The sequence below is a fragment of the Serratia sp. CY43202 genome, from assembly GCF_052168755.1.
GTDB lineage: Bacteria > Pseudomonadota > Gammaproteobacteria > Enterobacterales > Enterobacteriaceae > Serratia > Serratia bockelmannii.
The window spans coordinates 135,552-158,075 of record NZ_JBJNMB010000009.1 but is presented as its reverse complement, the minus strand read 5'-3'; the positions used below and the strand labels follow the sequence as shown (position 1 = coordinate 158,075).

24 protein-coding genes are annotated in these 22,524 nt (G+C 60.3%); 22 read left to right on the top strand and 2 right to left on the bottom strand.

Features of this window, described 5'->3' with window-relative positions:
- The first annotated feature begins 83 nt into the window (after positions 1-83).
- Positions 84-1,229: a 3-phenylpropionate MFS transporter gene (locus ACJ8J5_RS19345; RefSeq protein ID WP_141967200.1), complete on the top strand. Its 1,146-nt coding sequence runs from the start codon at positions 84-86 to the stop codon at positions 1,227-1,229.
- On the opposite strand, the gene csiE is transcribed toward ACJ8J5_RS19345, so the two are convergent.
- Complete coding sequence (gene csiE, locus ACJ8J5_RS19340; protein ID WP_334273983.1) at positions 1,230-2,495, bottom strand: stationary phase inducible protein CsiE; 1,266 nt, start codon at positions 2,493-2,495, stop codon at positions 1,230-1,232. It abuts the gene before it with no gap.
- A 182-nt stretch (positions 2,496-2,677) separates the two neighbouring features.
- Here csiE and ACJ8J5_RS19335 point away from each other — a divergent pair, with 182 nt between their 5' ends.
- Both ACJ8J5_RS19335 and ACJ8J5_RS19330 read left to right on the top strand, forming a co-directional pair.
- On the top strand, positions 2,678-3,313 hold the full coding sequence (locus ACJ8J5_RS19335; protein WP_334273984.1) for a DUF1007 family protein: 636 nt from the start codon (positions 2,678-2,680) through the stop codon (positions 3,311-3,313).
- Positions 3,304-4,326 carry a nickel/cobalt transporter gene (locus tag ACJ8J5_RS19330; RefSeq protein WP_334273986.1) on the top strand — a complete coding sequence of 341 codons (1,023 nt, stop codon included), beginning with the start codon at positions 3,304-3,306 and terminating at the stop codon, positions 4,324-4,326. Before ACJ8J5_RS19335 ends, ACJ8J5_RS19330 begins: the two co-directional genes overlap by 10 nt.
- A gap of 56 nt (positions 4,327-4,382) precedes the next feature.
- On the opposite strand, the gene suhB is transcribed toward ACJ8J5_RS19330, so the two are convergent.
- On the bottom strand, positions 4,383-5,186 hold the full coding sequence (suhB, locus tag ACJ8J5_RS19325) for an inositol-1-monophosphatase (RefSeq protein WP_025303917.1): 804 nt from the start codon (positions 5,184-5,186) through the stop codon (positions 4,383-4,385).
- Positions 5,187-5,305: 119 nt separating this feature from the next.
- On the opposite strand from suhB, the gene trmJ reads away from it, so the two are divergent.
- From trmJ to bamB, 19 genes are all read left to right on the top strand, one after another.
- Positions 5,306-6,040: a tRNA (cytosine(32)/uridine(32)-2'-O)-methyltransferase TrmJ gene (gene trmJ / locus ACJ8J5_RS19320; RefSeq protein WP_025303916.1), complete on the top strand. Its 735-nt coding sequence runs from the start codon at positions 5,306-5,308 to the stop codon at positions 6,038-6,040.
- A 193-nt stretch (positions 6,041-6,233) separates the two neighbouring features.
- Entirely contained in the window at positions 6,234-6,728 is a 495-nt protein-coding gene (gene iscR, locus ACJ8J5_RS19315) for a Fe-S cluster assembly transcriptional regulator IscR (protein ID WP_004941404.1), read from the top strand.
- 54 nt (positions 6,729-6,782) lie between these two features.
- Positions 6,783-7,997: a cysteine desulfurase gene (iscS, locus tag ACJ8J5_RS19310; RefSeq protein ID WP_016929764.1), complete on the top strand. Its 1,215-nt coding sequence runs from the start codon at positions 6,783-6,785 to the stop codon at positions 7,995-7,997.
- Positions 7,998-8,021: 24 nt separating this feature from the next.
- Complete coding sequence (gene iscU, locus ACJ8J5_RS19305) at positions 8,022-8,408, top strand: Fe-S cluster assembly scaffold IscU (RefSeq protein ID WP_004941408.1); 387 nt, start codon at positions 8,022-8,024, stop codon at positions 8,406-8,408.
- 54 nt (positions 8,409-8,462) lie between these two features.
- Positions 8,463-8,786, top strand: coding sequence for an iron-sulfur cluster assembly protein IscA (gene iscA, locus ACJ8J5_RS19300; RefSeq protein WP_004941410.1), 324 nt, complete (start codon positions 8,463-8,465; stop codon positions 8,784-8,786).
- Positions 8,787-8,848: 62 nt separating this feature from the next.
- Positions 8,849-9,370: a co-chaperone HscB gene (hscB, locus tag ACJ8J5_RS19295; protein WP_060439408.1), complete on the top strand. Its 522-nt coding sequence runs from the start codon at positions 8,849-8,851 to the stop codon at positions 9,368-9,370.
- A gap of 32 nt (positions 9,371-9,402) precedes the next feature.
- Positions 9,403-11,253 (top strand): Fe-S protein assembly chaperone HscA, encoded by a 1,851-nt coding sequence (gene hscA, locus ACJ8J5_RS19290; protein WP_025303914.1) that lies wholly within the window; start codon positions 9,403-9,405, stop codon positions 11,251-11,253.
- Between the two features lie 2 nt (positions 11,254-11,255).
- On the top strand, positions 11,256-11,591 hold the full coding sequence (gene fdx, locus ACJ8J5_RS19285) for an ISC system 2Fe-2S type ferredoxin (RefSeq protein ID WP_004941417.1): 336 nt from the start codon (positions 11,256-11,258) through the stop codon (positions 11,589-11,591).
- A gap of 32 nt (positions 11,592-11,623) precedes the next feature.
- The gene (gene iscX / locus ACJ8J5_RS19280; protein WP_006327336.1) at positions 11,624-11,824 is read left to right on the top strand and encodes a Fe-S cluster assembly protein IscX; all 201 of its coding nucleotides are present in this window, start codon (positions 11,624-11,626) and stop codon (positions 11,822-11,824) included.
- Positions 11,825-11,907: 83 nt separating this feature from the next.
- A complete protein-coding gene (pepB, locus tag ACJ8J5_RS19275; protein WP_025303913.1) occupies positions 11,908-13,203 on the top strand; it encodes an aminopeptidase PepB in 1,296 nt (431 codons plus the stop codon).
- Between the two features lie 88 nt (positions 13,204-13,291).
- Positions 13,292-14,122, top strand: a complete 831-nt coding sequence (sseB, locus tag ACJ8J5_RS19270; protein ID WP_265536183.1) for an enhanced serine sensitivity protein SseB — start codon at positions 13,292-13,294, stop codon at positions 14,120-14,122.
- A 162-nt stretch (positions 14,123-14,284) separates the two neighbouring features.
- On the top strand, positions 14,285-14,710 hold the full coding sequence (gene ndk / locus ACJ8J5_RS19265) for a nucleoside-diphosphate kinase (protein ID WP_004941424.1): 426 nt from the start codon (positions 14,285-14,287) through the stop codon (positions 14,708-14,710).
- A gap of 236 nt (positions 14,711-14,946) precedes the next feature.
- Entirely contained in the window at positions 14,947-16,143 is a 1,197-nt protein-coding gene (locus tag ACJ8J5_RS19260) for a bifunctional tRNA (adenosine(37)-C2)-methyltransferase TrmG/ribosomal RNA large subunit methyltransferase RlmN (RefSeq protein WP_004941426.1), read from the top strand.
- A gap of 98 nt (positions 16,144-16,241) precedes the next feature.
- Positions 16,242-16,991 (top strand): type IV pilus biogenesis/stability protein PilW, encoded by a 750-nt coding sequence (pilW, locus tag ACJ8J5_RS19255; protein ID WP_142591384.1) that lies wholly within the window; start codon positions 16,242-16,244, stop codon positions 16,989-16,991.
- The gene (gene rodZ / locus ACJ8J5_RS19250) at positions 16,981-17,955 is read left to right on the top strand and encodes a cytoskeleton protein RodZ (protein ID WP_025303910.1); all 975 of its coding nucleotides are present in this window, start codon (positions 16,981-16,983) and stop codon (positions 17,953-17,955) included. Before pilW ends, rodZ begins: the two co-directional genes overlap by 11 nt.
- Before the next feature lie 45 nt (positions 17,956-18,000).
- Positions 18,001-19,122 (top strand): flavodoxin-dependent (E)-4-hydroxy-3-methylbut-2-enyl-diphosphate synthase, encoded by a 1,122-nt coding sequence (ispG, locus tag ACJ8J5_RS19245; RefSeq protein ID WP_197826827.1) that lies wholly within the window; start codon positions 18,001-18,003, stop codon positions 19,120-19,122.
- A 139-nt stretch (positions 19,123-19,261) separates the two neighbouring features.
- Positions 19,262-20,536, top strand: coding sequence for a histidine--tRNA ligase (gene hisS / locus ACJ8J5_RS19240; RefSeq protein WP_025303909.1), 1,275 nt, complete (start codon positions 19,262-19,264; stop codon positions 20,534-20,536).
- A 13-nt stretch (positions 20,537-20,549) separates the two neighbouring features.
- Positions 20,550-21,170 (top strand): YfgM family protein, encoded by a 621-nt coding sequence (locus ACJ8J5_RS19235; protein WP_019452355.1) that lies wholly within the window; start codon positions 20,550-20,552, stop codon positions 21,168-21,170.
- An 11-nt stretch (positions 21,171-21,181) separates the two neighbouring features.
- Positions 21,182-22,363: an outer membrane protein assembly factor BamB gene (bamB, locus tag ACJ8J5_RS19230; RefSeq protein WP_060424928.1), complete on the top strand. Its 1,182-nt coding sequence runs from the start codon at positions 21,182-21,184 to the stop codon at positions 22,361-22,363.
- The last annotated feature ends 161 nt before the right edge of the window (positions 22,364-22,524 follow it).

The following is a 22,524-nucleotide window of genomic DNA, read 5'->3' as shown; positions in this document are numbered from 1 at the left end:
TGCACTCTAACGCATTGAAGTGGAATGAAGATTGCGGGGCGGTGTGAGCTCTGTCAAAGTATTGCCCTCACTCCGGAGGGATCATGGTTCTGCAATCCACGCGTTGGCTCGCGCTCAGCTATTTCACCTACTTCTTTTCCTATGGCATCTTCTTACCGTTCTGGGGCGTGTGGCTGAAAGGCGAAGGCATCGCGCCGGAAACCATCGGCATATTGCTCGGCGCCGGTTTGGTGGCCCGCTTCCTCGGCAGTTTACTGATTGCACCCCGCGTTAAAGATCCCTCTCATTTAGTCTCCGCCCTGCGCCTGCTGGCGCTGCTGACACTGGCTTTCGCGGTTGGCTTCTGTTTCGGCAACGGTTGGGGCTGGCTGATGCTGGTGATAGCGGGGTTCAACCTGTTCTTCTCGCCGCTGGTGCCGCTGACCGACGCGCTGGCCGGCACCTGGCAAAAGCAGATCCGTATGGACTACGGCCGGGTAAGGCTGTGGGGCTCGCTGGCGTTCGTCATCGGCTCGGCGCTGACCGGGCAGCTGGTGGCGGTGTGGGGCCATAACGCCATTCTCTACAGCCTGATCTTCAGCGTGCTGGCGATGCTGCTGGGCATGTTGCTGAAGCCGAGCGTCATGCCGCAGGGCGAAGCACGCACGCACAGCGATACCGAACGTTCGCTGTGGGCACTGCTGAAAGAAGGGCCGGTCTGGCGCTTCCTGCTGTGCGTCACGCTGCTGCAGGGGGCGCACGCCGGCTACTACAGCTTCGGCTCCATTTACTGGCAGGAGGCGGGCTATTCGGCCTCGACCATCGGCTATCTGTGGTCGCTGGGCGTGGTGGCGGAGGTGATTATTTTCGCCAGCAGCAACGTGCTGTTTCGCCGCTGGAATGCGCGCAACCTGCTGCTGCTTTCCGCCTGCTGCGGCGTGTTGCGCTGGAGCCTGATGGCCTACAGCACTGAGTTGGGCTGGCTGCTGCTGATCCAGATCCTGCATTGCGGCACCTTCACCGTCTGCCATCTGGCGGCGATGCGCTTTATCGCCGCGCGCCAGGGGCAAGAGGTGATCCGGCTGCAGGCGGTGTATTCGGCGCTGGCGATGGGCGGCGGTATCGCCGTCATGACGGTCATTGCCGGGTTCCTGTTCGAACATTGGCAGGGTGGGGTATTCTGGGTGATGGCGGCGGTCGCGGTGCCGGCCTTGTTCATCCGGCCGCCGGCGGTCAGCGTCAGCCGCTGATTAAGGCGCTTCCAGCAGCGCGCGGATGGCCTGGCGCTGCCGTGTTTCCAGCGGCAATTCGGTATAGATCAACGGCGGGTGCGGATCGCTGTGCACCGCCGCATAAGGGGTGATCACCAGCATGACGCCCTGCGGCGCTCCGCCGCGCAGATAGTCGCTCAACGGCAGATACTTGATGTTCAGCGGCAGCAGCGTGAGCTCGCGGATCTGGTATTCCACTTCCTCTTCCAACTGCGGGTTATCCAGCGTCAGCAGCAGCACCTGTTTTTCCTGCAGCGCGTTGTCCTGCATCAGCCAGGCGCCGAAGCTGATGGCCACCAGGCCCGCCTCCTCGTTGGAAAAATGCACGCCGTATTCCTGTTCCAGCGGTTTCAACGCTTCCTGCGTGGTGCGCATTAGCCGCGGGTATTTGCGCACCACTTCTTCCAGCAGCATATTGTCGATGCCGATGGCGAAACGGCAGCGCTCCAGCGCCGGCGCCAGGTGAGCGAACAGCTGGCTGACCAGCTCCGTCTTGCTGCTGAAGGCCATGCCGGAAAGCTGCTGGAAACGCTCGACCATGCTGTCGATCGCCGCCATCAATCTCTGCTCTTGCGCCGAGTCATTGCTGTGGTAGCTGTGATTTTTCAACATGGTGAAGGTCAGCGCCAAAAAATCGCGCTCGTCTGCCTGCGGCGGCTGGTTAAACAGCCGGTTGCAGGCCTGATGCAGCCAGGCGGCGGCTTGCTGCTCCGGCTTTTGCCGCAGCCAGTCGCGTTGAACGGCGTCGAAATGCGGATGGCGCTGCAGGCGATTTTGCCAGGCGCAGTAGAGCAGATAATGCTGCAGGAATTGGCGGTCGCGCGCATCGAAGCGGCGGTTGAGCAGCGGCTCGCAGGCGTCGATCGCCTCTGTCAGCGCAGACGCCGGGGCGGCGTCGGCCGCCAGCGCGTGCCGCAGGCGCGGGGCGAAATCACCTTCAACAAACTGCGGGCTGCAGCGCAGTGCCCGCCGCAGCCAATGGATCAGGCACAGACGCTGGTTGAGCGCGCTGCCCCGCAGGTGGTAGCCATGGTCGGGATCGACGGCGATCTCCAGGTGATGGAAACTCTGGATTTCACTGGCCACCTCGGCTATATCTTGCCGGGTTATCGGGGGGGCAACGCCGTTGATTCGGCTTAGGGTCTCCAGCTGTAACTCGGGCTCCGGCGTGTACAGCATCAGCAGCAGATGGCAGCGCCGTTGTTGTCCGGAGAGCGCGGGCACGGGAGAGGTGTCCAGGCTCATTATCACCTTCCGGCATAAAAGGTTGCGATTATGCCTAAGCATAGCAAAAGGCTTTGTGACGGCAGGGTTACCGCGCAGCTTTTACTTCGGCTTACAACTTTCGTCACAAATATCGCCGGGAGAGGCGGGCCGTTCGGTATTTATTTGTGTTACGTTATAACAAATACAGGTAAGGCAGGATAATGATGAAGTTACGTCGTCTTTTGGCTGCTTTGGGCGCCGTGTTCAGCGCCGGTGCGATCGCGCATCCGCACAGCTTTATCGACATGAATACCACCTTCGTCGCCAAAGACCAGCGGCTGGTCGGCCTGAAAATGGTGTGGGTGATGGATGAAATCACCTCGGCGGATCTGCTTTACGATGCGAAAAACGCCAAGAGCGATTCGGAAGTGTGGAAAAAGCTGGCGGCGGAAGTGATGGCCAACGTGCTGGGGCAGCACTATTTCACCGATCTTTACCGCGACGGCAAGCCGGTGAAATATCTGAACTTGCCCAGCGAATATCACCTGTCGCGCCAGGGCAATCAGGCGGTGCTGGAGTTCGTGCTGCCGTTGGCCGAACCGCAGCCGCTGGCGGGCAAGCCGTTCGAACTTTCTACTTACGATCCGACTTATTTCGTGGATATGACCTATAAAGACCAAAATGCACTGCATCTGCCGCCGGAGATGGCGCAGCAGTGCAGCTACAAGCTGATGACGCCGCAGCCGAATGCGTCGCTGCAGGCCTATGCGCTGTCGCTCGACAAGAACGACTCGCCCGGCGAAGACCTGGCGCTGGGGCAACAGTTCGCCCAGCGGGTGACGCTGCAATGTCGTTAAATCTCTCGCAACCGACGACGAGCCGGCGTCACTGGGCCTTCGGCCTGTGGCCGCTGCTGCCGTTCACACTGGTGCTGGCGGCCGCCGCGCTGCTGGCGTGGCACTATTGGCCGCAGCTGCTGATGCAGAGCGTGGTGTGGCAAAAAGCGCTGCACCAGCAGATGGCGGGGCTGTTGCAGCAGGTGAAGGCCGCGCCGCAGCAGGCCGGGTTGGCGCTGATGCTGTTCAGCCTCGGCTATGGCGTCTTGCATGCGCTCGGCCCCGGCCACGGCAAAGTGGTGATCGCCACCTATCTGGCTACCCATCCGGCGCGGCTGAAAAGCAGCCTGAAGCTGACCTTCGCGGCTTCGCTGGTGCAGGGCGGGGTGGCGATCGCGCTGGTCACGCTGATGCTGGTGGTGTTACAGCTCTCTTCGCGCCAGCTGCACCAAAGCAGTTTCTGGCTGGAGAAGGGCAGTTTTATTCTGGTGATGCTGCTTGGCGTGCTGCTGAGTTGGCGCGCGCTGAAACGCCTGTTTGCGGCGATTAAGGCGATGCGCCCGGCGCCGGCGCTGCGCATCAACAGCCTGACGCCATTGGCGGCGGATCATGTGCACAGCGCCAATTGCGGCTGCGGCCACCGGCATCTGCCGAGCGACAGCGAGCTGCAGGCGGGAAGCGACTGGCGCACTCAGGCCGCCATCGTGCTGGCGATGGGCATGCGTCCCTGTTCGGGGGCGATTTTAGTGCTGCTGTTCTCCAAGGTGATCGGCGTGTTCAGCTGGGGAGTGATCTCCGCGCTGGCGATGGCGTTCGGCACCTCGTTGACCATCTCCATTCTGGCGCTGCTGGTGCATTACAGCCGCCGGCTGGCGGTGCGCCTCAGCCGTTCGCGCGCGCCCGCCGCCTGGAGCGCGGTGGCCTGGGGCTCGCTGGCGCTGGCCGGCGGTCTGATCCTGTTGGCTGCCGGGCTGTTGCTGTATGTCAGCGCGCAGCCGGAATTCGGCGGCGGCATCCGCCCCTTCTCCCGCTAACGGGCATAAAAAAAGCGCTGCATCGGCAGCGCTTTTTTTCGATTCGCTTCTGGCGATTAACGCTTCAGCGCTTCGCTCAGTTCTTCACGCATGGTGGCCAGCATGGCTTTCACCACGCGTGGGTTACCTGCGACCAGGTTACCTGAGCTGAAGTGGTTGTGGCCGCCGACGAAGTCGGTCACCAGGCCGCCGGCTTCACGCACCAGCAGCTCGCCCGCCGCGAAGTCCCACGGCTTCAGGCCGATCTCGAAGAAACCGTCTACGCGGCCGGCGGCCACATAGGCCAGATCCAGCGCGGCGGAACCGGTGCGACGGAAGTCTGCGCACTGGGTGAACAGCTTGCCGACGATGTTGATGTAAGGCGTTGCGTGCTGTTTGACTTTGAACGGGAAGCCGGTCGCCAGGATGGTGCCATCCAGATCTTTGGCGTTGGTACCGCGCAGGCGGTAGCCGTTGAGCTGTGCGCCCTGACCGCGAGTGGCGGTGAACAGTTCGTTGCGCATCGGATCGTAAACCACGGCCACTTCAGTACGGCCTTTGATGCGTACGGCGATGGAAACGGAGAAATGAGGGAAACGTTTGATGAAGTTTGCAGTGCCATCCAGTGGATCGATCACCCATTGCACATCGCGATCTTCGCCGATCAGCTCACCGCGTTCTTCGCTCACGATACTGTGTTGCGGATAAGACTTGCGGATGACGTCGATGATCAGATGCTCTGCATCTCGATCGACGTTGGTGACGAAGTCATTGGTCCCTTTCTGGCTCGCTTCTACAGCGTCCGGGGTTTCGTAGTTTTTGGCAATCAGGTTACCGGCCTTGCGCGCAGCGCGCACGGCGATAGTCAGCATCGGATGCATGGGTATCTTCCAACTAGGATGTTAAAGAACAGGAAACGGCGCGAAGTATAGCAGCTGTTCGGCAAATTGCCTACGGCTGTGTTAAGATGCTGCGATTTTCCGCCACGCTCAGAGTTTGTATGCTGCACAATATCCGCATTGTTCTGGTAGAGACTTCACATACCGGCAACATGGGCTCGACCGCCAGAGCCATGAAAACCATGGGGTTAACCAACCTTTATCTGGTTAATCCGCTGATCAAACCCGATTCTCAGGCCATCGCCCTGGCTGCCGGCGCCAGCGACGTGATCGGCAACGCCACCATCGTCGATACCCTCGATGACGCCATCGCCGGCTGTAGCTTGGTGGTGGGCACCAGCGCACGTTCTCGCACCTTGCCGTGGCCGATGCTGGAGCCGCGTGAATGCGGCGTGCGCGCGGTGCACGAGGGCGAGCACGCGCCGGTGGCGCTGGTGTTCGGCCGCGAACGCGTCGGGCTGACCAACGATGAATTGCAGAAGTGCCACTACCACGTCGCCATTCCGGCCAACCCGGACTACAGCTCGCTGAACCTGGCGATGGCGGTGCAGATCCTGGCGTATGAAGTGCGCGTGGCTTACCTCGATCGCCAACAGGCGGGCGCGCCGCAGCTGGAAGAGACGCCGTATCCGCTGGTGGATGACCTCGAGCGTTTCTATCAGCACCTGGAGCAGACGCTGCAGCGCACCGGCTTTATTCGCCCGTCCCATCCGGGCCAGGTGATGAGCCGCCTGCGCCGGCTGTTCACCCGCGCGCGCCCGGAAGGGCAGGAGCTGAATATCCTGCGCGGCATGCTAACCTCGATCGAGAAACAGGATAAACATCAAGGTAATTAATTGATGTGGCATAACGGTGGGCGACAATAGTATTAGTTATCCAAAGGTTATAACATGTATTTTATATACCTTTGTTCTTGCTAAGTTCAAAACGTGCTAATACTTGAGTTAATTACTAGGTTAAATAGTTGACTGTTTTACTCAGGAATGTCAGACTTTCGGCCATATTTGACCAACAGGTAACCATTGAGCTATGAGACTGACATCCAAAGGCCGTTATGCCGTAACCGCTATGCTTGACGTAGCGCTGCATTCCCAGGAAGGGCCGGTGCCACTGGCGGACATTTCCGAACGCCAGGGTATTTCGCTCTCTTATCTGGAACAATTATTCTCCCGTCTGCGCAAGAATGGCCTGGTGGCCAGCGTGCGCGGTCCGGGCGGTGGTTATCTGCTGGGTAAAGACGCGGGTGAGATCGCCGTTGGCGCTGTCATCACTGCCGTCGATGAATCGGTAGATGCAACCCGTTGCCAGGGCAAAGAAGGCTGTCAGGGCGGCGATCGCTGCTTGACCCACGCCCTGTGGCGCGATCTGAGCGAGCGCATCAGCGGGTTCCTGAACAACATTACGCTGGCAGAACTGGTCAATAACCAGGAAGTGCTGGTGGTGGCGGATCGTCAAAACAACGATACGCGCCGCACGGCCAACGGTCGTCCGCAAGAAACTATCAACGTTAATCTGCGCGCATAAGCAGCTGGCGAAATTATTTTAGTTTTTGGAAGTGATGTACGGAGCACAAGAGCAATGAAATTACCGATTTATCTGGATTACTCAGCAACGACGCCGGTTGACCCGCGCGTTGCTGAGAAGATGATGCAGTTTTTGACCCTGGACGGCACTTTCGGCAACCCGGCTTCCCGTTCCCACCGTTTCGGTTGGCAGGCGGAAGAGGCGGTAGACATCGCCCGTAACCAAATCGCCGAACTGGTGGGCGCCGACCCACGCGAAATCGTCTTCACCTCCGGGGCGACCGAATCCGACAACCTGGCGATTAAAGGCGCTGCCAATTTCTACCAGAAAAAAGGCAAGCACATCATCACCAGCAAAACCGAACACAAAGCCGTGCTGGACACCTGCCGTCAACTGGAGCGCGAAGGGTTTGAAGTCACCTACCTGGCGCCACAGAGCAACGGCATCATCAGCCTGCAGGATCTCGAAGCGGCGCTGCGCGATGACACCATCCTGGTCTCCATCATGCACGTCAACAACGAAATCGGCGTGGTGCAGGACATCGAAGCGATCGGTGAAATGTGCCGTGCGCGCGGTATCATCTACCACGTTGACGCCACCCAGAGCGTGGGCAAACTGCCTATCGATCTGAGCAAGCTGAAAGTCGACCTGATGTCGTTCTCCGGCCACAAAATCTATGGCCCGAAAGGCATCGGCGCGCTGTACGTGCGTCGCAAGCCGCGCATCCGCATCGAAGCGCAGGTGCACGGCGGCGGTCACGAGCGCGGCATGCGTTCCGGCACCCTGCCTGTCCACCAGATCGTCGGCATGGGCGAAGCTTACCGCATCGCCAAAGAAGAGATGACCGAAGAGATGGCGCGTCTGCGCACCCTGCGCGATCGTCTGTGGAACGGCGTGAAAGATATGGAAGAAGTGTATCTGAACGGCGATCTGGAGCACGGCGCACCGAACATCCTGAACGTCAGCTTCAACTACGTTGAAGGCGAGTCGCTGATCATGGCGCTGAAAGACCTGGCCGTTTCTTCCGGTTCAGCCTGTACCTCCGCCAGCCTCGAGCCGTCCTACGTGCTGCGCGCGCTGGGCATGAGCGATGAATTGGCGCACAGCTCGATCCGTTTCTCCCTGGGGCGTTTCACCACGGAAGAAGAGATCGACTACACCATTCAACTGGTGCGTAAATCCATCGGCCGTCTGCGCGATCTGTCCCCACTGTGGGAGATGTTCAAGCAGGGCGTGGACATCAACAGCATCGAATGGGCGCATCATTAATTCTCAGGTTTCAGGAGCAAGGTCATGGCTTACAGCGAAAAAGTAATCGATCATTATGAAAACCCGCGTAACGTGGGTTCTTTCGACAACGAAGATCCTACCGTCGGCAGCGGCATGGTAGGGGCGCCGGCTTGCGGCGACGTGATGAAGCTGCAAATCAAGGTTAACGATGAAGGCATCATCGAAGACGCGCGCTTTAAAACTTATGGCTGCGGTTCCGCCATCGCCTCCAGCTCGCTGGTGACCGAATGGATGAAAGGCAAGTCGCTCGATCAGGCTGAAGCGATCAAAAACACCCAGATCGCCGAAGAGCTGGAATTGCCGCCGGTCAAAATTCACTGCTCGATCCTGGCTGAAGACGCCATCAAAGCAGCGATTGCCGACTATAAGAGCAAGCATAGCGCCAAGTAATTTGTCTGAATCGGCCCGGCCGCGCCGGGCTTTGATGTGAAGTGTGAGGTTGTGATGTCTATTACCATGAGCGACAGCGCTGCGCAGCGTGTTCAGGCGTTTTTGACGAACCGCGGCAAGGGTCTCGGCCTGCGTCTGGGAGTGCGAACTTCCGGCTGCTCCGGGATGGCCTATGTGCTGGAATTTGTTGACGAAGCCAACGATGACGACATCGTGTTTGAAGACAAAGGCATCAAGGTGATCATCGACGGCAAGAGCCTGGTCTACCTTGACGGCACCGAGCTTGATTTCGTTAAGGAAGGCCTGAACGAAGGCTTCAAGTTCAACAACCCGAACGTCTCAAGCGAGTGCGGCTGCGGCGAGAGTTTCAACGTCTGACAGTCCATCGTGTTCCCCCGTTTCGGCGGGGGAACTTCATCCGCTAACGCCCAGAGCACGCTATGGATTACTTTACTTTATTCGGGCTGCCCGTTCGCTACACCGTGGACGGCAGCCTGCTTGCGTCCCGCTTCCAGGATCTGCAGCGCCAATTTCACCCCGATCGTTTCGCCAACCAGCCGGAGCGCGAACGCCTGATGGCGTTGCAGCAGGCGGCGACCATCAACGAAGCCTACCAGTCGCTGAAGCACCCGTTAAAACGCGCGGAGTATATGCTATCTTTGCACGGCTTCGATCTGGGCAACGAACAGCATACGATGCGCGACACCGCCTTTCTGATGGAACAGCTGGAGCTGCGCGAAGAGCTCGACGCCATTGAGCGCAAGCCGGAGGCGGAAAGCCTGCTGGCCGATTTCGGCGCGCGGCTGGCCACCTCCATCAAGCAGCGCAGCGCGCTGATGCTGCAGCAGTTGGACAGTGAACAGTGGGCGGATGCCGCCGACACCGTGCGCAAGCTGCGCTTTTTGGACAAACTCCAGCAACAGGTTGAACAACTCGAAGAAAAACTGCTGGGTTTTGAGTAACACCTTCTGATTCTGATTGTGGAAGCTTCAACATGGCCTTATTACAAATTAGTGAGCCTGGCCTCAGCGCCGCGCCGCACCAGCGACGCCTGGCCGCCGGCATCGACTTAGGCACCACCAACTCGCTGGTCGCCACGGTGCGCAGCGGGCAAGCGGAAACGCTGGCCGACGATCAGGGACGCCATTTGCTGCCTTCGGTGGTGCATTATCAGGCGGACGCGCAGCGCGTCGGCTGGGATGCGCGCCAACAGGCGGCGCAGGATCCGGCCAATACCGTCAGCTCCATCAAACGCATGATGGGTCGCTCGTTGGCGGACGTGCAGCAACGTTACCCGAACCTGCCGTATCAATTTCAGGCCAGCGACAACGGCCTGCCGCTGATCGTCACCGCCGCCGGCCCGGTTAACCCGGTTGGCGTCTCCGCCGATATCCTGCGGGCTCTGTCCGCGCGCGCGCAAGCGGCGCTGGAAGGCGAGCTGGATGGCGTCGTGATTACCGTTCCCGCTTACTTCGACGACGCGCAGCGCCAGGGCACCAAAGACGCGGCGCGTCTGGCCGGCCTGCACGTCCTGCGCCTGCTGAATGAGCCGACCGCGGCGGCGATTGCCTACGGGCTGGATTCCGGTCAGGAAGGGGTGATCGCGGTTTACGATCTGGGCGGTGGCACCTTTGATATCTCCATTCTGCGCCTCAGCCGCGGCGTGTTCGAAGTGCTGGCCACCGGCGGCGATTCCGCGCTGGGCGGCGACGATTTCGATCACCTGCTGGCCGACTGGCTGCGCGAGCAGGCCGGCGTGGCCGATCGCAGCGATCACGGTGTGCAGCGCCAACTGCTGGACGCCGCCATCGCCGCCAAAATCGCGTTGAGCGATGCCGACAGCGTGTGCGTTGAGGTAGCCGGCTGGCAGGGCGAGGTGACCCGCGCCCAGTTCGAAGCGCTGATCGCTCCGCTGGTGAAACGTACGTTGATGGCCTGCCGCCGCGCGCTGAAAGATGCCGGCGTCGCCGCCGACGAGGTGCTGGAAGCGGTGATGGTCGGCGGTTCCACCCGCGTGCCGCTGGTGCGTGAGCAGGTGGGGGCCTTCTTCGGCCGCACGCCGCTGACGTCGATCGATCCGGATAAAGTGGTCGCCATCGGCGCCGCGATCCAGGCCGACATCCTGGTGGGCAACAAGCCGGACAGCGACATGCTGCTGCTGGACGTGATCCCGCTGTCGCTGGGCCTGGAAACCATGGGCGGTCTGGTGGAGAAAGTGATCCCGCGCAACACCACCATTCCGGTGGCGCGCGCGCAGGAGTTCACCACCTTTAAAGATGGCCAGAGCGCGATGATGATCCACGTGCTGCAGGGCGAGCGCGAGCTGGTGCAGGATTGCCGTTCGCTGGCGCGCTTCACGCTGCGCGGCCTGCCGCCATTGCCTGCTGGGGGCGCGCACATTCGCGTCACCTTCCAGGTGGATGCCGATGGTCTGCTGAGCGTCACCGCGATGGAGAAATCCACCGGCGTTGAAGCCTCGATCCAGGTCAAGCCGTCATACGGTCTGTCGGACAGCGAAATCGCCGGCATGATCAAGGATTCGATGGCCAACGCGCAAAGCGACGTGGGCGCGCGCAAGCTGGCGGAGCAACGCGTGGAAGCCGCGCGGGTGCTGGAAAGCCTGCAGGGTGCGCTGGCCACCGACGCCGCGCTGCTGAGCGAGGCGGAAAGCCAGGCGATCGCCGCCGCGACCCAGGCGTTGCAGCAGGCGGCGCAGGGTGAAGATCCCGCCGCTATCGAAGACGCCATCAAAACATTAGATGCACAAACGCAAGATTTTGCCGCGCGCCGCATGGACGCTTCCATTCGCCGCGCGCTGGCTGGCCATTCTGTGGATGAGGTTTAACCATGCCTAAAATTGTTTTCCTGCCCCATCAAGACCTTTGCCCGGAAGGGGCGGTTCTGGAAGCCGAAAAAGGGGAGTCGATCCTCAACGTTGCGCTGCGCAACGGCATTGAAATCGAGCACGCCTGCGAGAAATCCTGCGCCTGCACCACCTGCCACTGCATCGTGCGTGAAGGCTTCGATTCGCTGGAAGAGAGCAGCGAGCTGGAAGACGACATGCTGGACAAAGCCTGGGGGCTGGAGCCGGAAAGCCGTCTGAGCTGCCAGGCGCTGGTCGCCGACGAAGATCTGGTGGTCGAAATGCCGCGCTACACCGTCAACCACGCGCGTGAGCATTAATTGTTAGCCGCAGCGTCAACCCGGAGATCATAATGGGACTGAAGTGGACCGACAGCCGTGAAATCGGCGAAGCCCTGTACGACCAATACCCGGACACCGATCCGAAAACCGTGCGTTTTACCGACATGCATCAGTGGATCTGCGATCTCGAAGAGTTCGACGACGATCCGCAGGCTTCCAACGAAAAAATACTGGAAGCGATCCTGCTGGTCTGGTTAGATGAAGCGGAGTAAATAGCGTAACGGGCTGCCATGGGCGGCCCGTTTATTTTGTATCCGACAAGATTAATAAAAGAATAATCCGGAGTAAGAAGGCTATGACAACAGAATTCATGCAGGTCACGCTGTCGCAACAACCTGCCGACGCCCGCTGGGGCGAGAAAGCGCTGCTGAGCACCAACGGCGAAGGGATGACCATCCACCTGACCGGGGCCGACAAGCTGGGCGCGATCCAGCGCGCGGGCCGCAAAATTGATGGCCAGGGCATCAAAAACGTCAAGCTGGCCGGCGACGGTTGGGATTTGGAAAACAGCTGGGCGTTCTGGCAAGGCTATCGCGGGCCGAAAGGGCAGCGCAACGTCGAATGGGCTGAACTGCCGGAAGCCGCGCGTCAGGAGCTGGATAAGCGCCTGAAGATCGTCGACTGGGTGCGTGACACCATCAACATGCCGGCGGAAGAGCTGGGGCCGGAGCAACTGGCGACCCGCGCTGTCGATTTGATGTGCGACGTCGGCTGCGATGCCGTCAGCTACCGTATCACCAAGGGCGAAGATCTGCGCGAGCAGAACTATGCTGGCATCCACACCGTCGGCCGCGGTTCCGAACGCCCGCCGGTGCTGCTGGCGCTGGACTTCAACCCGACCGGTAACCCGGACGCGCCGGTGTTCGCTTGCCTGGTCGGCAAGGGCATCACCTTCGATACCGGCGGTTATAGCCTGAAACAGAGCGCCTTTATGGATTCGATGAAGGCTGACATGGGCGGTGCGGCCACCATCACCGGCGCCCTGGCGCTGGCGGCGGCGCGCGGCCTGAAGCAGCGCGTGAAGCTGTACCTGTGCTGCGCCGACAACATGGTCAGCGGCAACGCCTTCAAACTGGGTGACATCATTCGCTACCGCAACGGCAAAACCGTTGAGGTGATGAACACCGATGCGGAAGGGCGCCTGGTGCTGGCCGACGGCCTGATCGACGCTTCTGAGCAGAATCCGCAGCTGATTATCGATTGCGCCACCCTGACCGGCGCGGCCAAAACCGCAGTGGGCAACGACTACCACGCCCTGTTCAGCTTCGACGATGCGCTGGCGCAGGAACTGTTGAGCAGCGCCGCCGCCGAGCAAGAGCCGTTCTGGCGTCTGCCCCTGGCCGAGTTCCACCGTAGCCAGCTGCCGTCCAACTTCGCCGAGCTGAACAACGTAGCCGGCCCGGCCTACACCGCCGGCGCCAGCACCGCGGCGGCCTTCCTGTCGCACTTCGTCAAGAATTACCAACAGGGCTGGCTGCACATCGACTGCTCCGCCACCTACCGCAAAGGCGCGGTGGATCAGTGGTCGGCCGGCGCGACCGGTTTGGGCGTGCGTACCCTGGCCAACCTGCTGCTGAGCAAAGCCAAATAATTGAACGCCCGCCGCATCGGGCGCTAGAATGCGCATTATCTTCGGGGCCCAGCATGCTGGGCCTCGCTATTTGATCCTGGAGTTTGCCATGAGTGCCCATCATCACGATGCCGCCCCGAGCGAGAACGAACTTGAACGCCTGCTGAAGCTGGCGGTGACGGAGCCGGCCCACCGCCCGGCGTTCTTCCGTGAACTGCTCGAGGCCACGGTGCTGATCCTCGGCGACAGCGAGCAGGTGCAGCAGGACGGCGACATCGCGCTGAACGCGGATACGCCGGTCAATATCCAGCATTGGGAAAAGCAGGACGGCGGCAGCATCATTCCGTTCTTCACCTCGCTGGAAGCACTGCAGAAGGCCGTTGAGGACGAACAGCCGTTCATCGCCATGCCGGCGCGGGTGCTGTTCGAAATCACCCTGGGCGCGGATCTGTTCCTCAACCCGAAGGCGGAGTACGGCAAAGAGTTCTATCCGGAAGAGGTGGCGATGCTGCTGGCGACCGGCGGCGTCGTCAAACCGGTGGAGCATTACGTCGATAAAGAGACCCAGATCCTGCTGGGGCAGCCCGAGGAATATCCGTCGGCGATGGTGGATGCGTTGACCACGCTGTTCAGCCAGCGCAAACCGGTGCGCCGCGCGTTTCTGGCGCTGATGCATGACCAGGCGGCGGACGAGAAGCCGAATCTGCTGGTCGGACTGGAAGTGGACGCCGAGCCGGCGGAGATCGAGGCGCTGATCAACGAGGCCGGCAGCGTCGCCAGCGAAACGGCGCCGAACGACGAACCGGTGGATTTCTGCCTGGTGTCGGAGAACGAGCGCGGCATCAGCCACTATCTGATCTCCCATACGCAGCCGTTTTATCAGCGCCGCTGGGGCAGTTGGCTACGCAATTTGATCCCGTCTACCGACAAGACCCAGTAGCGCCGCCGCGTGGTCGAAAATGCCCCATGAAGATCATATTTTTTTAATGAAATGTTGATTTTCCCGTAGGCAAGCGTTAACGGCGCACATATAATCTGCGCCACTTGAGAAGGCCGGCAACATTGCAGACCGGCCTGTTTTGGAAGTCATACAGAGGCCATCATGACCGTAGAACGTACCTTTTCCATCGTTAAACCAAACGCTGTAGCCAACAACGACATCGGCGCTATCTACGCGCGTTTCGAGCGCGCCGGTTTCAAAATCATCGCCGCTAAAATGCTGCGTCTGACTCGCGAACAAGCTGAAGGCTTCTACGCTGAGCACAAAGGCCGTCCATTCTTCGACGGTCTGGTTGAGTTCATGACCTCTGGCCCAATCATGGTGCAGGTTCTGGAATCTGAAAACGCCGTGCAGCGCAACCGCGACATCATGGGCGCAACCAACCCGGACAACGCACTGGCCGGCACCCTGCGCGCCGACTACGCGGACAGCTTCACCGCTAACGCCGTTCACGGTTCCGACTCCGTTGAATCCGCACAGCGCGAAATCGCTTACTTCTTCAACGAAAGCGAAATCTGCGCACGTTAATCGCGCGTTTCTGAGCTGATAGCCAGGCATTCACCGGCTGAAACAATAAAAATGCCCTGAATGCCTTTCAGCCATAGAAACCCGCTACTAAAATTTGTACAATGCCGCGCCCCTGATAAGACGACTTGTCAGGGGCGTGTTTTTAGTGCCGCCACCCGAATCTCGCGGGCTGAAATGCACAACTTACTTTCCATTCTTTAGCGCCATAACGTGTAATAACGAGGCCAGAGATCATTATGTTAGAACCCATCACGTCCGAGCACACCGTGTCTGAAAATAATTCGCTGACTACCCCCTCCGTTAACGTGGAGCAACCGGCTGCGGCCAAAATCAACCTGCTGGATCTGAACCGCCAGCAAATGCGCGAGTTCTTCGCCGAAATGGGCGAGAAGCCGTTCCGCGCCGATCAGGTGATGAAGTGGATTTACCACTACTGCTGCGACGATTTCGAGCAGATGACCGACATCAACAAAGTCCTGCGCGGCAAGCTGCAGCGCGTGGCGGAAATCCGCGCGCCGGAAGTGGCGGAAGAACAGCGTTCGGCCGACGGCACCATCAAGTGGGCGATTAAAGTCGGCGATCAGCAGGTCGAAACCGTGTACATCCCGGAAGCCGACCGCGCGACGCTGTGCGTCTCCTCGCAGGTAGGCTGCGCGCTGGAGTGCAAATTCTGTTCGACGGCGCAGCAGGGCTTCAACCGCAACCTGCGCGTGTCGGAAATCATTGGCCAGGTGTGGCGCGCGGCGAAAATCATCGGCGCGCTGAAGGTGACCGGCCAACGTCCGATCACCAACGTGGTGATGATGGGCATGGGCGAGCCGCTGCTCAACTTGAACAACGTGGTGCCGGCGATGGAAATCATGCTGGACGACTTCGGCTTTGGCCTGTCCAAACGCCGCGTGACCCTGTCTACTTCTGGCGTAGTGCCAGCGCTGGACAAGCTGGGCGACATGATCGACGTGGCGCTGGCGATTTCGCTGCACGCGCCGAACGACACCATCCGCGATGAGATCGTGCCGATCAACCGCAAATACAACATCGAGACCTTCCTGTCCGCAGTGCGTCGCTATCTGGAGAAATCCAACGCCAACCAGGGCCGCGTGACCGTCGAGTACGTGATGTTGGATCATATCAACGACAGCACCGACGATGCGCATCAGCTGGCGGAAGTGCTGAAAGACACGCCGTGCAAGATTAACCTGATCCCATGGAACCCGTTCCCGGGCGCCCCCTACGGCCGCAGCTCCAACAGCCGGGTGGATCGTTTCTCCAAGGTGTTGATGGAATACGGCTTTACGACTATTGTTCGTAAAACCCGTGGTGACGATATCGACGCCGCCTGCGGGCAACTGGCGGGTGAAGTGATCGACCGTACCAAGCGTACCCTGAAGAAGAAAATGGCCGGGGAACCTATCAACGTACGGGCGGTCTGAATCCTATAGCACCATTTTTTGTTATCTAACAGCCTGTTATGCGCAAGCATGTCGCTGGCGGGCGTTAGCTGACGGCCGATAAGGAAATGAATGCGGGCATGAAGCTGAAACTGTGGGGTATGTGGCTGGCGGCCGGGTTGTTGGCCGGGTGTTCCGGTTCAGCGCCGGAAAAGGAAGCACAAGTCTCTGAGGCGGGCCAGACGCGGTTGCAACTGGGCCTGGAGTACCTGCAGCAAGGCGACATGGACGCCGCGCGCCAGAACCTGGAAAAGGCGCTGGACGCGGCCCCACAGGATTACCGCACGCAGTTGGGCATGGCGCTCTACGCGCAGCGGAACGGTGAAAACACCGAGGCCGAACAGCGTTATCGGCAAGCGCTCAAACTTGCGCCGGGCAATGGCACCGTATTGAATAATTACGGTGCGTTTCTTTGCGGTTTAGGGCAGTATGTACCGGCGCAACAGCAGTTTAGCGCTGCGGCGCTGGTGCCCGATTATGGCCAGGTCGCCGACAGCCTGGAAAACGCAGGTTACTGTTTTCTCAAGGCCGGACAAAACGATGAGGCGCGCACGCTGTTGAGCCGCGCGCTAAAAGTCGATCCGGACAAAGGCACTCCGCTGTTGGCGGAGGCCGAAAAGCAATTTGGAGAAGGGAAGCGCGCCCAGTCGCAACTTTTATTGGATGTTTATCAGCATGTTCTGCCGGCCAGCGCCAGCAGCTTATGGTTACAGATTCGTTTCGCCGCGTCAGCCGGCCGCCAGGATAGCGTTCAACGCTATGGCAAGCAGCTAGCGCGAAGTTTTCCACAATCCAAACAGTACCAGCAGTTCTTAGCTAATGAATACTGAAGCCTCCCAAGATAAAACCGTATCCATGACGACGGGCCAGCGCCTGCGTCAGGCCCGTGAGCAACTCGGGCTGAGCCAACAGACCGTTGCAGAACGCCTGTGTCTCAAAATGTCCACCGTGCGCGATATCGAGGAAGACAGCGTGTCTGCTGACCTCGCGTCCACCTTCGTGCGCGGCTACATCCGTTCCTACGCCAAGCTGGTGCATTTGCCGGAAGACGAACTGCTGCCGATGCTGGCCAAGCAGGCGCCGTTGAAGATGGCGAAAGTGGCGCCGATGCAAAGCTTCTCGCTGGGCAAGCGCCGCAAGAAACGCGACGGCTGGCTGATGAGCTTCACCTGGCTTATCGTGTTCGTGGTGATCGGCCTGACCGGCGCTTGGTGGTGGCAAAACCACAAGGCGCAGCAGGAAGAGATCGCCACCATGGCCGATCAATCCTCGGCGCAGCTTTCACAGAATAACGAAGGGCAGTCCGTGCCGCTGACCGACGGCAATGCCGACGCCGGCACCAACGTGCCGTTGGTCGACAACAGCGCTACGCCGGCTGATACCGGCGCAGCGGCTCAGACGCCTGCGGCGACCGCCCAGGCGCCGAGCGCGGCCCAGCAGCAGCCTGCCGTGGTGTCGCCAAGCCAGACAACCCTGCCGGAAACCGCGCCGGCGGCACAAGCGCCGTTGCCGACCGCCGATGCGGGCGTGGCTGCGCCGGCGGCCGATCCGAACGCGCTGGTGATGGATTTCTCCGCCGACTGCTGGCTGCAGGTGACCGACGCGAGCGGTAAAACGCTGTTCAGCGGCACCCAGAAGCAAGGTGGCAAGCTGAACCTGACCGGCACTGCGCCGTATAAACTGACCATCGGCGCGCCGGCGGCAGTTCAGATCCAGTATCAGGGTAAACCGGTTGATTTAAGCCGGTTCGTTAAGTCAAACCGTGTTGCTCGCCTGACCGTCGCCGCGCAGTAATCGCGCGGCTGGTCGTGATGTCAGAGCAGCAATGGAGAGTAAGTAATGCATAACCAAGCGCCCATCAACCGTCGAAAATCTACACGCATTTACGTCGGCAAGGTGCCTATTGGTGATGGCGCGCCGATTGCCGTGCAGTCGATGACCAACACCCGTACCACCGATGTTGAAGCAACGGTTAATCAGATCAAAGCGCTGGAGCGCGTGGGCGTCGACATCGTCCGCGTTTCGGTTCCTACCATGGACGCCGCCGAGGCGTTCAAACTGATCAAGCAGCAGGTCAACGTGCCGCTGGTCGCCGATATCCACTTCGATTATCGCATCGCGCTGCAGGTTGCCGAATATGGCGTAGACTGCCTGCGCATCAACCCGGGCAACATCGGCAACGAATCGCGCATTCGCTCGGTGGTGGACTGCGCCCGCGACAAGAACATCCCGATTCGCATCGGCGTCAACGGCGGCTCGCTGGAGAAAGACCTGCAGGAAAAGTACGGCGAACCTACGCCGGAAGCGCTGTTGGAATCCGCCATGCGCCACGTGGACATCCTCGATCGTCTCAACTTCGACCAGTTCAAGGTCAGCGTCAAGGCGTCGGACGTGTTCCTGGCGGTGCAATCCTATCGCTTGCTGGCGTCGCGCATCGATCAGCCGCTGCATCTGGGCATCACCGAAGCCGGCGGCGCGCGCAGCGGGGCGGTCAAATCGGCCATCGGCCTGGGCATGCTGCTGTCTGAAGGCATCGGCGATACCCTGCGCATCTCGCTGGCGGCGGATCCGGTTGAAGAAGTGAAGGTCGGTTTCGACATTCTGAAGTCGCTGCGCATCCGCGCGCGCGGCATCAACTTCATCGCCTGCCCGACCTGTTCGCGTCAGGAGTTCGATGTGATTGGCACGGTGAACGCGCTGGAGCAGCGCCTGGAAGACATCATCACGCCGATGGACGTCTCGATCATCGGTTGCGTGGTGAATGGCCCGGGCGAAGCGCTGGTGTCCACCATGGGCGTGACCGGCGGCCACAAGAAGAGCGGCTTCTATGAAGACGGCGTGCGCCAGAAAGAGCGTTTCGACAACGAACAGATGATCGACCAGCTGGAAGCGAAAATTCGCGCCAAGGCCGCGATGATGGACGAAAGCAACCGCATCACGGTCAACCTGCTGGAAAAATAAGCGTTATCGCTACACGGCGGGCCAGTTGGCCCGCTTGTTTATGAGCCTGAAGGGCAGAAAACCGCATCCGCGTTGAATACCGGGCGGCAAAGTCCCTATAATCGGGTTCATTTTTACAGACAACGGACAGAGAACTCACGTGGCAAAGAACATTCAAGCCATTCGCGGCATGAACGACTACCTGCCGGAAGAAACGGCATTATGGCAGCGTATTGAAGGCACCCTCAAGCAGGTGCTGGGCGGCTACGGTTACAGCGAAATCCGGTTGCCGATTGTAGAGCAGACCCCGTTATTCAAACGCGCGATCGGCGAAGTGACCGACGTCGTGGAAAAAGAGATGTATACCTTCGAAGACCGCAACGGCGAAAGCCTGACGCTGCGTCCGGAAGGGACGGCCGGCTGCGTGCGCGCCGGCATCGAACATGGTCTGCTGTACAATCAGGAACAGCGTCTGTGGTACATCGGCCCGATGTTCCGCTACGAGCGCCCGCAGAAGGGCCGCTATCGCCAGTTCCATCAGCTGGGCGCGGAAGTGTTCGGCCTGCAAGGCCCGGATATCGACGCTGAGTTGATCCTGCTGACCGCCCGCTGGTGGAAAGCGCTGGGCATCGCCGAGCACGTCAAGCTGGAGCTGAACTCGATCGGTTCGCTGGAAGCGCGCGCCAACTACCGCGACGCGCTGGTGGCGTTCCTGGAGCAGCACGTCGAGGTGCTGGACGAAGACTGTAAACGCCGCATGTACAGCAACCCGCTGCGCGTGCTGGACTCCAAGAATCCTGAGGTGCAGGCGCTGTTGAACGACGCGCCGCGCCTGTCCGAGTACCTGGACGAAGAATCCCGTGCTCACTTCGCCGGTCTGTGTGAACTTTTGGCGCAGGCAGGTATCCCATATACCGTTAACGAGCGCCTGGTGCGCGGTCTGGATTACTACAACCGCACCGTGTTTGAGTGGGTGACCACCAGCCTGGGCGCGCAGGGCACCGTCTGTGCGGGCGGCCGTTACGACGGCTTGGTCGAGCAATTGGGCGGCCGTGCCACCCCGGCGGTCGGTTTCGCCATGGGCCTCGAGCGCCTGGTGTTGCTGGTGCAGGCGGTTAACCCGGAATTCAAGGCGCCGTCGGCTATCGACGTGTACGTCATCTCTTCCGGCGCGGGCACCCAGAGCGCGGCGATGCAGCTGGCTGAACAGGTGCGCGATGCGGCGCCGCAGCTGAAGCTGATGACCAATTACGGCGGCGGCAACTTCAAGAAGCAGATCACCCGTGCGGACAAATGGGGCGCGCGTATCGCGCTGATCCTGGGTGAGAGCGAAGTGGCGGCGCAGCAGGTGGTGGTGAAAGACCTGCGCAGTGGTGAACAAGAAACGCTGGCGCAAAGCGAAGTCGCTGCGCGTCTGGCTTTGATGTTAGGTTAAGGAGAAGGACACCGTGGAAGTCTATACCACTGAAAACGAACAAGTCGACGCACTGCGTCGGTTCTTTGCCGAGAACGGCAAAGCGCTGGCGGTGGGCGTGGTGCTCGGAATTGGTGCCCTGGTTGGCTGGCGTTACTGGCAGAGCCATGAAAACTCCAACATGATGGCGGCATCGCAATCCTATCAGGAAGCCAGCGATCGGCTGGCGGCCGGCAAGCCCGATGACGTGGCTGCCGCGGAGAAATTTGTCCAGGCTAACAGCAACAGCTACGGCGTATTGGCCGCGCTGCAGTTGGCCAAGCACTTTGTCGAACAGAATGATTTCGCCAAGGCGGAACAACAACTGGCGCTGGCGCAGGGCCAGACCAAAGACGACAACCTGTTGGCGATGATCGACCTGCGTCTGGCGCGCGTCCAGCTGCAGGAGAAAAAGCTGGATGAAGCGCTGAAAACGCTGGATGGCGTGAAAGGCGAAGGCTGGGCGGCGATGATGCAGGATGTGCGCGGCGATGTGCTGCTGGCCAAGGGCGACGCCAAGGGCGCGCGCGAAGCTTACAGCAAAGGCATTGAGTCCAACGCTTCTCAGGCGCTGCAGGTTCTGCTGCGCATGAAATTGAATAACTTGTCCAGCTAAGGGGAATTCCCATGCAATTGCGTAAAACACTCTTGGTCGGACTGGTTTCCGCTGCCTTGCTGAGTGGTTGCTCGCTGTTTAACAGCGAAGAAGACGTGGTTACCATGTCGCCGTTGCCGAAAGTTGAAAATCAGTTTACGCCGAACAAGGCGTGGAGCACCTCGGTGGGCGACGGTATCGGTGAGTATTACTCCCACCTGCGTCCGGCCTATCAGGACAGCACCATTTACGCCGCCGATCGCTTCGGCATCGTGAAAGCGATGGACGCCGACAGCGGCAACGAGAAGTGGAAGGTCAATCTCTCGGAGAAGACCGGTTTCTTCTCCAGCAACCTGTCTGCGCTGCTGTCGGGCGGCCTGACGGTCGCGGGTGACAAGGTTTACGTCGGCAGCGAAAAAGCGGTGGTTTACGCATTGAACACCGCCGACGGCGCCATCGCCTGGCAGACCAAAGTGGCCGGCGAAGCGATCTCCCGTCCGGTTGTCAGCGACGGCATGGTGTTGGTGCACACCTCCAACGGCATGCTGCAGGCGCTGAACGAGGCCGACGGCGCGGTGAAATGGACGGTTAACCTGGACATGCCTTCGCTGTCGCTGCGCGGTGAATCCGCGCCGGCCGTCGCCTTTGGCGCCGCCATCGTCGGCGGTGACAACGGCCGCGTCAGCGCCGTGCTGATGCAGCAGGGTCAACTGATCTGGCAACAGCGCATTTCTCAGCCGAGCGGCGCGACCGAAATCGATCGCCTGAACGACGTGGACACCACGCCGGTGATCGTTGACGGCGTGGTCTACGCGCTGGGCTACAACGGCAACCTGACGGCGCTGGATCTGCGTTCCGGCCAGATCATCTGGAAACGCGAGCTGGGTTCGGTGAACGATTTCATCGTCGACGCGGGCCGCATCTACCTGATCGACCAAAACGATCGCGTCGTCGCGCTCAGCACCGAAGGCGGCGTGACCGTGTGGACGCAGAGCGATCTGCTGCACCGCAACCTGACGCCGCCGGTGATGTATAATGGCTATCTGGTGACCGGTGACGCCGAAGGCTATCTGCACTGGATCAACACCACCGATGGCCGTTTTGTCGCCCAGCAGGAAGTGGACAGCTCCGGCTTCCTGTCTGCGCCGATGGTGGCCGGCGACAAGCTGGTCATCCAGGCTCGCGGTGGGAAAGTTTACGCTTTCACCCGCTAACGCCGCTCGTCGTGACCCTTCTTGCGCCCGAAAGATTTCGGGTTGCAGCCAGGCGGCAAGCGCATGAGTCCTCGGGAGCTTAGTGAGCTAAGTGACCGAGGCGAAGGTGCGCAGACAACGCCGCTGTGGCGCGAAAGATGAAGGGGAAAACGGCTCCTGAA

Coding starts and splice junctions, on each gene's coding strand:
- bamB (WP_060424928.1), top strand. CDS start 21,182: ATGCAATTGCGTAAAACACTCTTGGTCGGACTGGTTTCCGCTGCCTTG.
- iscU (WP_004941408.1), top strand. CDS start 8,022: ATGGCTTACAGCGAAAAAGTAATCGATCATTATGAAAACCCGCGTAAC.
- ACJ8J5_RS19260 (WP_004941426.1), top strand. CDS start 14,947: ATGTTAGAACCCATCACGTCCGAGCACACCGTGTCTGAAAATAATTCG.
- trmJ (WP_025303916.1), top strand. CDS start 5,306: ATGCTGCACAATATCCGCATTGTTCTGGTAGAGACTTCACATACCGGC.
- hscA (WP_025303914.1), top strand. CDS start 9,403: ATGGCCTTATTACAAATTAGTGAGCCTGGCCTCAGCGCCGCGCCGCAC.
- ndk (WP_004941424.1), top strand. CDS start 14,285: ATGACCGTAGAACGTACCTTTTCCATCGTTAAACCAAACGCTGTAGCC.
- sseB (WP_265536183.1), top strand. CDS start 13,292: ATGAGTGCCCATCATCACGATGCCGCCCCGAGCGAGAACGAACTTGAA.
- iscA (WP_004941410.1), top strand. CDS start 8,463: ATGTCTATTACCATGAGCGACAGCGCTGCGCAGCGTGTTCAGGCGTTT.
- iscR (WP_004941404.1), top strand. CDS start 6,234: ATGAGACTGACATCCAAAGGCCGTTATGCCGTAACCGCTATGCTTGAC.
- ACJ8J5_RS19345 (WP_141967200.1), top strand. CDS start 84: ATGGTTCTGCAATCCACGCGTTGGCTCGCGCTCAGCTATTTCACCTAC.
- iscS (WP_016929764.1), top strand. CDS start 6,783: ATGAAATTACCGATTTATCTGGATTACTCAGCAACGACGCCGGTTGAC.
- fdx (WP_004941417.1), top strand. CDS start 11,256: ATGCCTAAAATTGTTTTCCTGCCCCATCAAGACCTTTGCCCGGAAGGG.
- pilW (WP_142591384.1), top strand. CDS start 16,242: ATGAAGCTGAAACTGTGGGGTATGTGGCTGGCGGCCGGGTTGTTGGCC.
- suhB (WP_025303917.1), bottom strand. CDS start 5,186: ATGCATCCGATGCTGACTATCGCCGTGCGCGCTGCGCGCAAGGCCGGT.
- pepB (WP_025303913.1), top strand. CDS start 11,908: ATGACAACAGAATTCATGCAGGTCACGCTGTCGCAACAACCTGCCGAC.
- ACJ8J5_RS19335 (WP_334273984.1), top strand. CDS start 2,678: ATGATGAAGTTACGTCGTCTTTTGGCTGCTTTGGGCGCCGTGTTCAGC.
- ispG (WP_197826827.1), top strand. CDS start 18,001: ATGCATAACCAAGCGCCCATCAACCGTCGAAAATCTACACGCATTTAC.
- iscX (WP_006327336.1), top strand. CDS start 11,624: ATGGGACTGAAGTGGACCGACAGCCGTGAAATCGGCGAAGCCCTGTAC.
- ACJ8J5_RS19330 (WP_334273986.1), top strand. CDS start 3,304: ATGTCGTTAAATCTCTCGCAACCGACGACGAGCCGGCGTCACTGGGCC.
- hscB (WP_060439408.1), top strand. CDS start 8,849: ATGGATTACTTTACTTTATTCGGGCTGCCCGTTCGCTACACCGTGGAC.
- csiE (WP_334273983.1), bottom strand. CDS start 2,495: ATGAGCCTGGACACCTCTCCCGTGCCCGCGCTCTCCGGACAACAACGG.
- rodZ (WP_025303910.1), top strand. CDS start 16,981: ATGAATACTGAAGCCTCCCAAGATAAAACCGTATCCATGACGACGGGC.